This window comes from Limnospira fusiformis SAG 85.79, assembly GCF_012516315.1.
Taxonomy (GTDB): Bacteria; Cyanobacteriota; Cyanobacteriia; order Cyanobacteriales; family Microcoleaceae; genus Limnospira; species Limnospira fusiformis.
The window spans coordinates 1,724,484-1,739,881 of the sequence record NZ_CP051185.1 but is presented as its reverse complement, the minus strand read 5'-3'; the positions used below and the strand labels follow the sequence as shown (position 1 = coordinate 1,739,881).

The 15,398-nt window shown below is 47.7% G+C and carries 10 protein-coding genes and 1 CRISPR repeat array; of the genes, 6 read left to right on the top strand and 4 right to left on the bottom strand.

The window, feature by feature from the left end; all coding sequences use genetic code 11:
* Positions 1-807: 807 nt before the first annotated feature.
* The 6 genes from recN (at position 808) to HFV01_RS08170 (ending at position 9,863) form a co-directional block, all read left to right on the top strand.
* Positions 808-2,571, top strand: coding sequence for a DNA repair protein RecN (recN, locus tag HFV01_RS08195; RefSeq protein ID WP_193520993.1), 1,764 nt, complete (start codon positions 808-810; stop codon positions 2,569-2,571).
* 46 nt (positions 2,572-2,617) lie between these two features.
* Complete coding sequence (locus tag HFV01_RS08190) at positions 2,618-3,514, top strand: hypothetical protein (RefSeq protein ID WP_006670771.1); 897 nt, start codon at positions 2,618-2,620, stop codon at positions 3,512-3,514.
* Positions 3,515-4,266: 752 nt separating this feature from the next.
* Entirely contained in the window at positions 4,267-4,926 is a 660-nt protein-coding gene (locus HFV01_RS08185; protein ID WP_193520992.1) for an FHA domain-containing protein, read from the top strand.
* A gap of 30 nt (positions 4,927-4,956) precedes the next feature.
* On the top strand, positions 4,957-6,567 hold the full coding sequence (locus HFV01_RS08180; RefSeq protein ID WP_193520991.1) for an outer membrane protein assembly factor BamB: 1,611 nt from the start codon (positions 4,957-4,959) through the stop codon (positions 6,565-6,567).
* A gap of 34 nt (positions 6,568-6,601) precedes the next feature.
* Positions 6,602-8,215 (top strand): outer membrane protein assembly factor BamB family protein, encoded by a 1,614-nt coding sequence (locus tag HFV01_RS08175; RefSeq protein WP_318286219.1) that lies wholly within the window; start codon positions 6,602-6,604, stop codon positions 8,213-8,215.
* 37 nt (positions 8,216-8,252) lie between these two features.
* Complete coding sequence (locus tag HFV01_RS08170; protein WP_193520990.1) at positions 8,253-9,863, top strand: outer membrane protein assembly factor BamB family protein; 1,611 nt, start codon at positions 8,253-8,255, stop codon at positions 9,861-9,863.
* A 109-nt stretch (positions 9,864-9,972) separates the two neighbouring features.
* Positions 9,973-11,145: a CRISPR direct-repeat array (repeat unit 37 nt; unit sequence GTTTCCGTCCCCTGACGGGGAATTGGTAGGGTTGGAC).
* A gap of 331 nt (positions 11,146-11,476) precedes the next feature.
* Here HFV01_RS08170 and cas2 read toward each other — a convergent pair.
* From cas2 to HFV01_RS08150, 4 genes are all read right to left on the bottom strand, one after another.
* The gene (gene cas2 / locus HFV01_RS08165) at positions 11,477-11,761 is read right to left on the bottom strand and encodes a CRISPR-associated endonuclease Cas2 (RefSeq protein ID WP_006624641.1); all 285 of its coding nucleotides are present in this window, start codon (positions 11,759-11,761) and stop codon (positions 11,477-11,479) included.
* Positions 11,762-11,811: 50 nt separating this feature from the next.
* On the bottom strand, positions 11,812-12,786 hold the full coding sequence (gene cas1 / locus HFV01_RS08160; protein WP_006624640.1) for a CRISPR-associated endonuclease Cas1: 975 nt from the start codon (positions 12,784-12,786) through the stop codon (positions 11,812-11,814).
* A gap of 355 nt (positions 12,787-13,141) precedes the next feature.
* Entirely contained in the window at positions 13,142-14,242 is a 1,101-nt protein-coding gene (locus HFV01_RS08155; protein ID WP_006670767.1) for a putative CRISPR-associated protein, read from the bottom strand.
* 21 nt (positions 14,243-14,263) lie between these two features.
* Complete coding sequence (locus HFV01_RS08150) at positions 14,264-15,388, bottom strand: putative CRISPR-associated protein (RefSeq protein WP_187757912.1); 1,125 nt, start codon at positions 15,386-15,388, stop codon at positions 14,264-14,266.
* Between the last annotated feature and the right edge of the window lie 10 nt (positions 15,389-15,398).

Sequence of the window (15,398 nt, the reverse complement as noted above, 5' to 3'; positions counted from 1 at the left end):
AATCCCTCTCCCAAAGAGGGAGAGGGACTTTGAGAAGGGACTTTGAGACGTGATCAGATGATTTCTGAACAGGCTGGAGAGGGACTTTGAGAAGGGACTTTGAGACGTGATCAGATGATTTCTGAACAGGCTGGAGAGGGACTTTGAGAAGGGACTTTGAGACGTGATCAGATGATTTCTGAACAGGCTGGAGAGGGACTTTGAGAAGGGACTTTGAGACGTGATCAGATGATTTCTGAACAGGCTGGAGAGGGACTTTGAGAAGGGACTTTGAGACGTGATCAGATGATTTCTGAACAGGCTGGAGAGGGACTTTGAGAAGGGACTTTGAGACGTGATCAGATGATTTCTGAACAGGCTGGAGAGGGACTTTGAGAAGGGACTTTGAGACGTGATCAGATGATTTCTGAACAGGCTGGAGAGGGACTTTGAGAAGGGACTTTGAGACGTGATCAGATGATTTCTGAACAGGCTGGAGAGGGACCTTGAGAAGGGACTTTGAGACGTGATCAGATGATTTCTGAACAGGCTGGAGAGGGACCTTGAGAAGGGACTTTGAGACGTGATCAGATGATTTCTGAACAGGCTGGAGAGGGACCTTGAGAAGGGACTTTGAGACGTGATCAGATGATTTCTGAACAGGCTGGAGAGGGACTTTGAGAAGGGACTTTGAGACGTGATCAGATGATTTCTGAACAGGCTGGAGAGGGACCTTGAGACGTGATCAGATGATTTCTGAACAGGCTGGAGAGGGACTTTGAGAAGGGACTTTGAGATGTGATCAGATGATTTCTGAACAGGCTGTATATGTTGATATCACTGCGGATCGAAAATTTTGCCTTAATTGACCACCTGGACCTGGAATTCGGACCGGGGTTGAATGTGTTTACCGGGGAAACTGGGGCGGGTAAGTCGATTATTTTGGATGCAGTTGATGCCGTCTTGGGGGGAAAGGTCGATCGCCGTAGTATTCGTACAGGTTGCGATCGCTCTATTTTGGAGGCTTGCTTTGAGGTAGACCCTGGTTTGATTGACTGGTTTCGACAACAGGAAATTGACCTGGTAGATGGTTCCCTGGTAGTCTGTTGTCGGGAATTGGTGGTAAATCAGGATAAGTTTCGCAGTAGATCCCGATTAAATGGCATTCTGGTCGGTCGTGGAATTATAGACCGTCTGCGCGATCGCTTTGTGGAAATTACCGCCCAAGGTCAGACGGTACAGTTGGGGAAACCGGCGCTACAACGGGAATGGTTAGACTTGTATGGGGGAAGTAATACTCTCCGGTTGCGGGAAAGGGTTGGGGAGGCTTATATGCGCGCTAGGGAGGTGCAAAACGCCCTACAAAAACGCCGCCAAGACTCCCAGCAACGGCTACAGCGTATAGATTTATTGCAATATCAAATTAGGGAACTGCAAAATGCTAATCTGACCGATGCCGGGGAGTTGGAGGCTCTACAACAGGAACAACAGCGCCTCAGTCATGTGGTGGAGTTGCAGCACCAAAGTTATGGCATTTGTCAAGCCCTCTATCAGAATGATAAGGGAGAATTGGCCGCGGCGGATCTGTTGAGTCAGGCGGAAATGGTTTTGCGGGACTTGGTGGAATATGACTCCCAACTGCAACCTATTTTGGCTATGGTGGAAGATGCTTTAGCACAAGTGACGGAAGCCGGACAGCAAATAGGGCGCTATGGTGAACAGTTGGAGTCGGACCCGGAAAGACTCCAGGAGGTGGAAGACCGCATTGCTGACCTCAAACAGATTTGTCGGAAATATGGTCAGACTCTCCGTGAGGTGATGGATTATTATAATGCCATTGAGCAGGAGTTGGCGCAACTGGAGGATGGGGAAAATTCCCTGGAAACTCTGGAGAAGGCTTATTTTGAGGCGCAGGGGAAACTTAAACAAGTCTGCGACCTTCTCAGCGGGGAACGTGAAAAAATCGCCCGTGGTCTGGAAACTCATCTGATCGCCGAGTTGCAGCCTTTGGCTATGGATAGTGTCCGGTTTCAGGTGCAAATTACCCCCACTTCCCCGTCACCAATGGGCGCTGACCAGATACAATTCTGTTTGAGTCCTAATCCCGGTGAACCGATTAAACCTTTGAGTGAGACGGCTTCTGGGGGGGAAATGAGTCGGTTTCTGTTAGCCCTGAAAGCCTGCTTTTCCCAAATTGAGGGGTCGGGAACTTTGGTTTTTGATGAAATTGATGTGGGGGTGTCGGGACGGGTGGCTACGGCGATCGCTCAAAAATTATACCAGCTTAGTCATTGTCATCAGGTTCTGTGTGTCACTCATCAACCTCTGGTGGCGGCTATGGCGGATCATCATTTTCGGGTGGCGAAGGTGGTTATTGGTAACTCTCCCCAGGATACGGAGGAGGCGGTTAAACAGCGGACGGTGGTGCGGGTAACGGTCCTGGATACTCCCGGGCGGCGGGAAGAATTGGCTCAGTTGGCTAGTGGGCGATCGGTTCAAGAGGCGATCGCCTTTGCGGAGTCATTACTAACCCAAGCCGCTACCCTCCGTCAAGCCAGGACACCGCCTTTGACACAGACTCAAGCCGTTTGAGAGACTCCCTAGATTCTAGCAGTTTAACTTATTGTCAACCCGCGCCATGCGAATTTTAGTTACTATTCCCCACTTTTTTAACTCCCAGGGAGACGCTACCCACGGGTCTCTGAGTAAGGATCCGCGACCAAGGTTAATTGGACTAACCATGAGTTTAACCGCATTGCGCGCCCTCTATGACCAACGCCAATGTATTATTGATATTGGGAAATGTGAGGCTTTTGGGGTTAATAACGCCCAGGATAATATACTTGATATTCTCCTTTGTACGACCCAGGACTGTCACCTGCTTAATCAACTGCAACTTCCCCCTCGGTTTTACCGCCATTGTCCCACCGAAGCGGAACCGATGAAATTGGGGTTTGAGTGTCAAGCCTTGCTGCGAGATGCTCTGGGAAAGTATGATTATTATTGTTATATGGAGGATGATTTAATTCTCCATGACCCCTGGTTTTTTGTCAAGTTGGCTTGGTTTAATGCTTATGGGGGGGATGATTGCCTTTTGCAACCTAATCGTTATGAGGTATCCCCCTACGGACCGATTAATAAAGCCTATGTGGATGGGGATTTATTACCCCATGTAACCGCGAAGTTTCAAAATATACGCGATCGCCCCCAATTGGTGGGTAAAGTGATGGAACAACCCATTCAATTTAATCGCAGCTTAAACCCCCACGCTGGCTGTTATTTCCTGAATAATAACCAGATGGAACATTGGGTAAAACAGCCTTATTTTTTAGACCGCGATAGTAGTTTTGTGGGTCCCCTGGAAAGCGCGGCGACGCTGGGAATTATGAAGAGTTTTAGGATTTATAAACCGGCGCCTGCTTATGCTAACTTTCTGGAAATTCAGCATTTTGGTTCGACTTTTTTAAGTCTCATTGGTAAGCAGGTGAGGTTAGGAAATTCCCCCCAACCAACTAATCAGGAAGTGGAAGGTTAATTGATGGGAAATATCTTCTCCTCACACGGTTTCCCAACCCCCCCCACACTTTGATTAACAAGACTTCACCATTGGCGCTTTTTTGACCACTCGGTTTTATCGCCGGTTTCCGTCCCCTGGTGGGGAATTGGTCGGGTTAGACTTGAATAACTTAAGTTTAGCATATATATGGAGAATCGAGCATAGAAATAGACCTGCGAAATGTCGGTCAAAAGCTAATGAAAGAGGTGACCGATATGTAGAGGAAATTATAAAAGTCAAAAAAGGAAACTTTTATGTAGTTTATTGACTTAGAGATTCAAATGCTTACCCAGTAACGGCTGTAGCATTGACATCGATTGGGAACTAGCCCTCAGTAAATTAGCGCAGAGATTGAACTGAGAACCTCGTGTGTTCCCCTCCGGAAGGGCAAAACCACAGCGACCCCCTAGGAATGAGCGATTCACTGCGTGAACTTGTCCTCCCCAATCGTGATTTAGAAAACTTTATAGTTCAAAGTTGACCTTTACTAGATAATCATGCTATATATAGATTTGGAAAGAGTGATCGTTGTTAGCGAAAATAAATCAAGTCTTAAATTTGGTGAAGACCTTAGTGGTCAAAGGCTTGGATATTTTGGTCTCGTTTTCAAGCCAACCAATTGTTGAATTCTTGTTTATAACTTGTACCAGGGAAAGAGTGAGTACGGTTTAGACCTGGTGGGGGGAAACTAGAAGGAATCACTCAATTTTGGGAGATGCGTAACCATGCTGATGAGTTTATTGTCTGAAGCAACTGGCAAAAGCTGGACTTTAAAGCCCAATCGTTGCTATATCATTGGTTCTAGTTCAGGCTGTGATATTGTTATCCCAGAACCCGGAGTTTCTTCACAGCATCTACAACTAAAATTCAACTCAGTTAGCAATGAGTGGCGGCTGGAAAAATTAAGCGAAGATGCCTCGATTATAATTAATGGAGTCCCAGCAACAGAACAAGGCATCACTCAGGCGACAAGGATAAGCGTTGGGAATGAAGTTTTGGTAGCTACTCCTCAGAGCGAGTCAAATGTTGCTGATGTTTCTGAGCCATCTTTTAGTCAGACAAATCACAAGATGAGGGAAGGGCGCACTTTATCTGATGCCACTCCCATGACGAAATATTTAGAGGATGATTCGATATCGATTAAGCTCAATTTGCGGCCTGTTACTCAAGTCACCTCGAAAGTTAACTCCCTGTGGAAAGCTATGAGTACAACTGATAGGCTGTTGTCCGGAATCTTACTGCTTTCGACCCTGAACACTCTAGTTATTTTAAGTACCTTGCCTTTAATCATGAGCGCTTCCTCAGTGATATCGAAACTGGAAGGTTTTGCCAATCGTCTCGAGCCAATGGTCAATCAAATTGAGCGCGAATTCAATAAAATGTTTCGCTAAACTTGACTTAATTACAAGGTATTGTGAGTCATGCTATCCTACTATGAATTATTAAGCGATCGCCATTTTTCCGGCTTCTCTGAACCCAAAGTTCAAGCAATCCTGGAAACTGTCTTAATCCAGTTAGTTCCCCTGCACCGTCAGGGAAAAGCCCATCAAAAGATTTCCTTGCAGACCTTGCAACAAAACGGGGAACAGACAATTCTCTTGCTCAAACACAACCCCAATGTCAGCGGTTCTCCGACTCAAGATATTTACGACTTAGGTTTAGTAACCCTGGAATTGCTCACCGGACAAGTCCCCAGTCCCCGCCGCCGCCACCCCAACTGGGACTGGGATAAGCACTGTTTAATTAGTGACCAACTCAACGCCATTTTGGAACGGATGGTGACTCCTAACGCCTCCCAGCGTTGGCAAAATGCCAGTCAAGTCTTATCCGCAATGGGGGTAGCCGTTCCGGCAACTCGCTACTCCCTAAAAGGGTGGCAATTGGGACTGGTGGGGGCGGGGACAACATTAGTCGTGGTCGTCGGTGGTTTGGGAATTGGTAGTCTGTTTATTCCCGCCCTCCGGCCCTTGCTGCCCAGTGCTATCTGGAGTTGGCAGATAGGACGGGAGAGTGCTGCCATGTTTCGGGGTAATCTGGAACGAACAGGAGTTTATCCTCCAGGCGGGCCGACAGAATTAACACAACTGGTGTGGAAGTTTAAAACAGAAGATGGGATTTTCTCTTCCCCTGCGGTGTCAGGAGGGGTGGTCTATGTTGGCAGTGAGGATAATCACCTCTACGCCGTAGATACTAACACTGGACAGCAACGCTGGAAGTTTAAAACAGAAAGTGGGATTTTCTCTTCCCCTGCGGTGTCAGGAGGGGTGGTCTATTTTGGGAGTTTGGATAATCACCTCTACGCCGTAGATGCTAACACTGGACAGGAACGCTGGCGGTTTAAAACAGAAAATGGGATTTACTCTTCCCCTGCGGTGTCAGGAGGGGTGGTCTATTTTGGGAGTAGGGATAATCACCTCTACGCCGTAGATGCTAACACTGGACAGGAACGCTGGAAGTTTAAAACAGAACGTGCGATTCGCTCTTCCCCTGCGGTGTCAGGAGGGGTGGTCTATTTTGGGAGTTACGATAATCACCTCTACGCGGTAGATACTAACACTGGACAGGAACGCTGGAAGTTTAAAACAGAAAGTGTGATTTTCTCTTCCCCTGCGGTGTCAGGAGGGGTGGTCTATTTTGGGAGTTGGGATAATCACCTCTACGCGGTAGATGCTAACACTGGACAGCAACGCTGGAAGTTTAAAACAGAAAGTGTGATTTTCTCTTCCCCTGCGGTGTCAGGAGGGGTGGTCTATTTTGGGAGTGACGATAATCACCTCTACGCCGTAGATGCTAACACTGGACAGCAACGCTGGAAGTTTAAAACAGAAGGTGGGATTGGCTCTTCCCCTGCGGTGTCAGGAGGGGTGGTCTATTTTGGGAGTTACGATAATCACCTCTACGCCGTAGATGCTAACACTGGACAGGAACGCTGGAAGTTTAAAACAGAAGATACGATTACCTCTTCCCCTGCGGTGTCAGGAGGGGTGGTCTATTTTGGGAGTAGGGATAATCACCTCTACGCTGTGAAGTGACTTGACCTATCTTTGATTGTATTGGGAGATATGAATGATGCTATCCTACTATGAATTGTTAAGCGATCGCCATTTTTCCGGCTTCTCTGAACCCGAAGTTCAAGCAATCCTGGAAACTGTCTTAATCCAGTTAGTTCCCCTGCACCGTCAGGGAAAAGCCCATCAAAAGATTTCCTTGCAGACCTTGCAACAAGAAGGGGAACAAACGGTTCTGTTGCCCAAAGACAACCCCAATGTCAGCGGTTCTCCGAGTCAAGATATTTACGACTTGGGTTTAGTTGTCCTGGAGTTGCTGACCGGACAAGTCCCCAGTCCCCGCCGCACCAACCCAACCTGGGACTGGAATGACCACTGTTTAATTAGTGACCAACTCAACGCCATTTTGGAACGGATGGTGACTCCTAACGCCTCCCAGCGTTGGCAAAATGCCAGTCAAGTCTTATCCGCAATGGGAGTAGCCGTTCCCGCAACTCGCTACTCCCTAAAAGGGTGGCAATTGGGACTGGTGGGGGCGGGGACAACATTAGTCGTGGTCGTCGGTGGTTTGGGAATTGGTAGTCTGTTTATTCCCGCCCTCCGGCCCTTGCTGCCCAGTGCTATCTGGAGTTGGCAGATAGGACGGGAGAGTGCTGCCATGTTTCGGGGTAATCTGGAACGAACAGGAGTTTATCCTCCAGGCGGGCCGACAGAATTAACACAACTGGTGTGGAAGTTTAAAACAGAAGATGGGATTACCTCTTCCCCTGCGGTGTCAGGAGGGGTGGTCTATTTTGGGAGTAGGGATAATCACCTCTACGCCGTAGATGCTAACACTGGACAGCAACGCTGGCGGTTTAAAACAGAAGGTGGGATTGGCTCTTCCCCTGCGGTGTCAGGAGGGGTGGTCTATTTTGGGAGTAGGGATAATCACCTCTACGCGGTAGATGCTAACACTGGACAGGAACGCTGGAAGTTTAGAACAGAAGATGTGATTTTATCTTCCCCTGCGGTGTCAGGAGGGGTGGTCTATTTTGGGAGTTACGATAATCACCTCTACGCCGTAGATGCTAACACTGGACAGGAACGCTGGCGGTTTAAAACAGAAGGTGAGATTTTCTCTTCCCCTGCCGTGTCAGGAGGGGTGGTCTATTTTGGGAGTTGGGATAATCACCTCTACGCCGTAGATGCTAACACTGGACAGGAACGCTGGCGGTTTAAAACAGAAGGTGAGATTTACTCTTCCCCTGCGGTGTCAGGAGGGGTGGTCTATTTTGGGAGTTTGGATAATCACCTCTACGCGGTAGATGCTAACACTGCACAGGAACGCTGGAAGTTTAAAACAGAAGGTGGGATTTACTCTTCCCCTGCGGTGTCAGGAGGGGTGGTCTATTTTGGGAGTTACGATAATCACCTCTACGCGGTAGATGCTAACACTGCACAGGAACACTGGAAGTTTAAAACAGAAGGTGGGATTTACTCTCCCCCTGCGGTGTCAGGAGGGGTGGTCTATTTTGGGAGTGAGGATAATCACCTCTACGCGGTAGATGCTAACACTGGACAGCAACGCTGGAAGTTTAAAACAGAAAATGGGATTTACTCTTCCCCTGCGGTGTCAGGAGGGGTGGTCTATTTTGGGAGTTACGATAATCACCTCTACGCTGTGAAGTGACTTGACCTATCTTTGATTGTATTGGGAGATATGACTGATGCTATCCTACTATGAATTGTTAAGCGATCGCCAGTTTTCCGGCTTCTCTGAACCCGAAGTTCAAGCCATCCTGGAAACTGTCTTAATCCAGTTAGTTCCCCTGCACCGTCAGGGAAAAGCCCATCAAAAGATTTCCTTGCAGACCTTGCAACAAGAAGGGGAACAGACAATTCTCTTGCTCAAACACAACCCCAATGTCAGCGGTTCTCCGACTCAAGATATTTACGACTTAGGTTTAGTAACCCTGGAATTGCTCACCGGACAAGTCCCCAGTCCCCGCCGCCGCCACCCCAACTGGGACTGGGATAAGCACTGTTTAATTAGTGACCAACTCAACGCCATTTTGGAACGGATGGTGACTCCTAACGCCTCCCAGCGTTGGCAAAATGCCAGTCAAGTCTTATCCGCAATGGGAGTAGCCGTTCCCGCAACTCGCTACTCCCTAAAAGGGTGGCAATTGGGACTGGTGGGAGCGGGGACAACATTAGTCGTGGTCGTCGGTGGTTTGGGAATTGGTAGTCTGTTTATTCCCGCCCTCCGGCCCTTGCTGCCCAGTGCTATCTGGAGTTGGCAGATAGGACGGGAGAGTGCTGCCATGTTTCGGGGTAATCTGGAACGAACAGGAGTTTATCCTCCAGGGGGGCCGACAGAATTAACACAACTGGTGTGGAAGTTTAAAACAGAACATGAGATTTTCTCTTCCCCTGCGGTGTCAGGAGGGGTGGTCTATTTTGGGAGTTTCGATAATCACCTCTACGCGGTAGATGCTAACACTGGACAGGAACGCTGGAAGTTTAAAACAGAAGGTTGGATTGACTCTTCCCCTGCGGTGTCAGGAGGGGTGGTCTATTTTGGGAGTTTCGATAATCACCTCTACGCGGTAGATGCTAACACTGGACAGGAACGCTGGAAGTTTAAAACAGAAGGTTGGATTGACTCTTCCCCTGCGGTGTCAGGAGGGGTGGTCTATTTTGGGAGTGGGGATAATCACCTCTACGCCGTAGATGCTAACACTGGACAGGAACGCTGGAAGTTTAAAACAGAAAGTGGGATTTCCTCTTCCCCTGCGGTGTCAGGAGGGGTGGTCTATTTTGGGAGTGGGGATAATCACCTCTACGCCGTAGATGCTAACACTGGACAGGAACGCTGGAAGTTTAAAACAGAAAGTGGGATTTCCTCTTCCCCTGCGGTGTCAGGAGGGGTGGTCTATTTTGGGAGTAGGGATAATCACCTCTACGCCGTAGATGCTAACACTGGACAGGAACGCTGGAAGTTTAAAACAGAAAGTGGGATTTTCTCTTCCCCTGCGGTGTCAGGAGGGGTGGTCTATTTTGGGAGTGAGGATAATTACCTCTACGCCGTAGATGCTAACACTGGACAGCAACGCTGGCGGTTTAAAACAGAAGGTGAGATTGGCTCTTCCCCAGCGGTGTCAGGAGGGGTGGTCTATTTTGGGAGTGAGGATAATTACCTCTACGCCGTAGATGCTAACACTGGACAGGAACGCTGGAAGTTTAAAACAGAAAATGGGATTTACTCTTCCCCTGCGGTGTCAGGAGGGGTGGTCTATTTTGGGAGTAGGGATAATCACCTCTACGCTGTGAAGTGACTTGACCTATCTTTGATTGTATTGGGAGATATGACTGATGCTATCCTACTATGAATTGTTAAGCGATCGCCCTATCGGTTAACTGAACGCCGGGAAGTATCACCACTAAATCAATTTCCGCTGACGGGGAATTGGTAGGGTTGGACTTGAAAAACACAACGGAGGGTTCTGCTCCTTAACAGGAGGAGTTTCCGTCCCCTGACGGGGAATTGGTAGGGTTGGACCTCTGGAGGTAGGGATGGTGTTTATTTAAAAGTTTATAAAAATGAGAACATTGTTTCCGTCCCCTGACGGGGAATTGGTAGGGTTGGACTGCTCAACAAGAATCTCTCCAAGAGAAGATCGCAAGGTCTCTCAGTTTCCGTCCCCTGACGGGGAATTGGTAGGGTTGGACGAATGCGACGCCCAGCCAGTGAAGCCTTTGAGGCTTTAAGAGCGTTTCCGTCCCCTGACGGGGAATTGGTAGGGTTGGACTGTTGTTGAGAACAACTTTGCACAAAATCGATGGATAGAGATAGGTTTCCGTCCCCTGACGGGGAATTGGTAGGGTTGGACAAACGAGCAATTTAAAGTTGCCTTGATAGATTTTGGACAGGGGTTTCCGTCCCCTGACGGGGAATTGGTAGGGTTGGACCACTACTGAGCCTCACTGAGGAAGGTATCTTCTTATCGGAGTCGGCATTATGGTTTCCGTCCCCTGACGGGGAATTGGTAGGGTTGGACCCCCGGAGTTATCTTCGGCTGCCAAGCTTATGCCGAAGATGGCAAAGTTTCCGTCCCCTGACGGGGAATTGGTAGGGTTGGACGATCGTGGATGTCACTACCTGGGAACGAGACCTGAAGGAGGGTTTCCGTCCCCTGACGGGGAATTGGTAGGGTTGGACCTCCTCGAACCCTTCCGGGTTGGTGGGCTGGTCATCCTTTCGAGTTTCCGTCCCCTGACGGGGAATTGGTAGGGTTGGACAAGGGGAAATATAAAAAATACTTCGTTCTAGTGAAAAAGGAAAAGTTTCCGTCCCCTGACGGGGAATTGGTAGGGTTGGACAAGGATTCGATGTAAAAATCGATGATAGGTTTAATAATGTTTCCGTCCCCTGACGGGGAATTGGTAGGGTTGGACCCAGGAACCTGTCGCTCCTCAAGTGGGGAAAGCGGAGGCTCTGAGGTTTCCGTCCCCTGACGGGGAATTGGTAGGGTTGGACTAAGATCGTTTCCGCCGCTTCCGCTTCCTCCGCTTCCGCTTCCGTTTCCGTCCCCTGACGGGGAATTGGTAGGGTTGGACCCTATACCTTTGGAAACCTTACAGTATGCGGTTTTCAAGGTGCGTTTGCGCGAGAGCACGTAGAAGGTGCTTAACAAAACTTTACAGGCCTGTTTGGCGCGAGTAAATTCGTTTGTTTTGCGATGTTTTTATATTATCAGGAGTTGTGCGAGACTGTCAACCCCCCAAAAAACAAATTTCTCTTTTTTTAGCTCAAGTTTATATCAGGTTTCTGTTGTATCCTCGTCGCGCCATATTATTAAAAAATGCAATATAACTTTACATTGCTGAAAATCATTGGCTCAAAGGCATTTCAGCCCCAAAGTGATGAAAAATGAGACGATCGCAACCCTTACAAAATGAGAAAGTCTGGTGGTTCGTAGGGAAGCGGTCCCCCGTAGACCTTAACCTGAGCTTTGGTGGAGGGATTGAGGGGATAAGCCCGCAGACTATCCTTTTCTAAATTCAAAACCTTTAGCCACCGCTTATTCAATAAGTCCTCCAGAATTTTTTCCTCCAGGGGACACTCAAACACCGAATACTGAACCCGCTGACACCGCTGTTCCAACAACTTCGCCAAAAGTTGGCGACGCTTGTCGTCCCTCACGTCGTAGCAAACCAACCAAAAATTCGCCATAATGATATCCTTCTAAAGACTTGAGAGTAGGATCTGATGCACCGATTAGTTCACCGAAAAATAAAAGCCTCATAGTCCAGGCGAGTTTCTACCAGACAACGACCCAGCGATCGCGCCTGCTCTAAAAGGATCTGACTTAGTTTCAGCTTCCGATGTTGGGGGGGATATAAAATAGAATCCTGGAGTTGGCGTTCCAAGTGTCCCAAGTACAGCTTTTTCGCCGTTTGTCCCAACCAGATCCCCTCCTCCTCCCCCGGTGCGGGTTCAAAATCGTTAGGATCAATCAACCGACTGTTAACTATAGCGATCGCCACTCGATCGACCACCACCGGGCGAAATTCCTCCATCAGATCTAGTACCAAATTGGGCCGAAATGGGGCGATCGCATGAAAAAACCCCAAATAAGGGTCGAACCCCGCCTGAACAGTCGCCGCAAATACCCGCGCCAACAAAACCCCATAACCCCAACTCAATAGGGCATTAACGGGATCTTTAGGTGGGCGGCGGTTGCGTCCGGTGAACTTCCACTCCGGGGGAAACCAGTGGGTTAGGGCTTGGAAATAAATGCGGGCACAGAGCCCCTCAACTCCCATCAATTCATCGCGCGCGAGGGGAGTTTCTGTCTGTTTCAAGCGGGGAAGGTAGGAGGCGATCGTGTCGATCGCTTCAGTTAATTGGGTGATTTTACCGTGAGTTTCTCGGTTGCGTCGCTGGAGAAGGTATCGCTGGTTACGGACTTTCCCCAAAATTAGCTTTTGGGCCAGAGCCATGCCGAAGGTGGTGTCCAGGGCGCGATATTGGGCGAGTCTTACCGTCGGGTTGGTGTGAAAGTGTCCCTGGAGACGGCCGCGAAACCGTCCGTCTTGGCGTAGGAAAATGGTTTCGATACCACGATCAAGAAGTTGGGCGATCGCCCTATCGGTTAACTGAACGCCGGGAAGTATCACCACTAAATCAATTTCCGCTAGGCGGCAAGTTGTGGAACCTTTGGATTGCTCAATTATGACAGTTCTTTTGGTAATCATGCAATATGGTTTCCCAGTCCCCCTCCCCCCTGGGATTCCGATTTAGGGTGAGGGTAATCTTTCCGGCTATTTCCCTGCTGTAATTATCGCACCTTTGGGATGATTTACTGTCATCACCTATACAGTCTTAATTTTCGAGATTTCTCTAGCCCGAGGAATGGTGAGCGATCGCCCCATGTTATCTCTGTCGCCGCGCAATGGTTGGGAAATGCTGATGTCCGATGCTCCAGAATTGTATACCCCAAGTGCAACCGCCAACGCCACCCCCCCTCTCTCCCAGAAATCATCAAATCAAAATCCCTGGGGTTGCCGCTGAGTCACCCCCGCTTAAATCGATGGGATTTACAACGTGAATTTACTGGCTAAATTCCTGTTGGAGATGAATAGCAATGGTATTGGTTTCCGCGAGATTTCGTCCCGTGGTCTGGATGCAAATACCATAACCCTTATCTGTCCAAGTTAGCACAAACTCCACAATCCCATTGGGGTAGGTGCGGCGAATCGGTGTTTTTTGCTGAGAGTTAAAAGGCAGAGAATTGACAATCTTTTTGACATAGGGTGAACGGCAAACTTTTTGAGAAAAAGCCATCAATACATCTTTGCCATGGTCATCTCGAAAACTGATATTTTTCGCCTCCGGTTTAGTGTCATCTTGGGGAATTAGCGCTAAAATTGCCGTTTCCTGTTTCGCGAATTGTAGGCGCGATCGCTCATTAAATAGCACCCCCATAGCCGACAAACTAATCAAATCATCTTCCCGGTCTATCAAAGATGATAAATAGGGGTCGTCGATGTCAGATTCTACTAGGGAGACTTCAGCGGTTTGTTCAGTTTCCAGATATTCAAACAGTAAATAGTTGTTCAGCCAAAAAGCTAAATCTAGGGCGACTGGTTGGGGGGGAAGTTCGATGACTTCGGAAAATTTCTCGAATAGGTAATAGACCGGAATTCCTAGGGCTTGTCCAATCATTCCGGCGAAGGAAATTTGGGCTTTATATCCACCGGTAGCATTAATGGCGATCGCTTCCGGGGAAAACGTGCGAACCTCGGTGCTAATTTGCTTAACCAAATTTTTCAAGCCTTTTTGTCGAAAATCCTGGACGCTATCATCACGCAGTCCGCTCAAAACTCGATATTCAACCTGTTGAAAATTGAGGGGATTTCTGGTATAATCAAAATAGAGTTTCAGCAGATTTCCCATGGCTCTGCCATCATCAGTATCTGATACCAAAAATATCAGACGGTTGCGGTCTGCCAAAAAGCCCTTATCACAAATACTGGCGATCGAGTTAATTTCCGCCCCACAAAGGCGATCGGTATTCCTACGTTCCAGCAGCAGAAGGGATAACTGTTTCCAGTTTTGGGCATTAAAAGCCCCTTGAATAGCCGCATCATCAGAGCGTTTTAGGTTATTCAGCAGGCTAGTTCCCACGGTGCAAATGAGTGTATTTCTCATGATTATCTCCAAAATGTTCAATTATGGATTATTATTGACATCTGTCTCTTTTCCATAGCGACGCAAAGTTAACTGACCATCTGACGATGTACAGCTTATGCGAATACCTTGTGTTACCCGAAAGTGAGCAATTCCTCCCTTGTTTGTGTAAACTTCATATAAAACTCCTCCATCTTGTTTCAACGGAGCAGTGTTACCTTGATGCTTACCCAATAAATAAGAAACCTTAGCCAAGGTTTCTTGCAGCTTGACTTTCTCTTTAGAATTGCGAATAGTTTGATAATCGCTGCCGAAAGAATCTTGGTAAATCAATTTTGGGAATGAGAGTAAATCCTGTGAAAGCAATTCTGATTTAGACTGATTCCAAATCAAACGCCCCCAATTAGACAATGTGACTTCATCTTCAACCTGATAAAGTAATGCTTCCCGAGGATCATTAATTTCAGACAATTTTATCCAAGCCCCGGCTGACATTAACGCAAACTGCATTGGGTCAATTCCTGACGTATCAAACTGAAGTGGAAGGCGAGGAATTTTGATCAGCTCTGATTGGGGACTTTCAAAAATATAGACAATTTCATCAGCGTAAAACATTCCAATGGTGTTCAAGTATGCTTGTAAGCTCTTAAATCCTCCCACCAGATTAAAACAAATCCGATCTTGAGCTTCCTTGTGACCGGGAATCGTATTTTCGAGCCATTCAAGAATATCGTCAATGCCTTCGCCAAATTCTTCTGTGCTGGCAGTCGAAAGTTTCTTGGGCGTATAAATTTGGGCAAAAATTCCTTGACTCTCTAAAAAACTTTTGACAACTTCAGCGGTTTGAATTCCCTGGGCAGTATCCGTAGAAATCAGCCAATGTGAATCCATTCGTGCATCGGACAAGTTGCCATCATAAATGCCATAAATTCCATTGATTTCGGCACTGGATCTTCGGATACCTGGAACTTGACTGCTTTGCAAAATTGCCGTCGCGCGATCGCTGAGTGTCTCAATAATTTGTATAATTTCAGGATTCAAATCTTCTCGTTTTACATTCGCAGAATCACGCAATAAGTTGTACCAATTTTTTTCGGCATTATTACTCCGAGCAATTTGATTAGTTAACAGACTGGTTCCAACGGTTGACAAAACAAAACGACGCATTTTTTTTCTC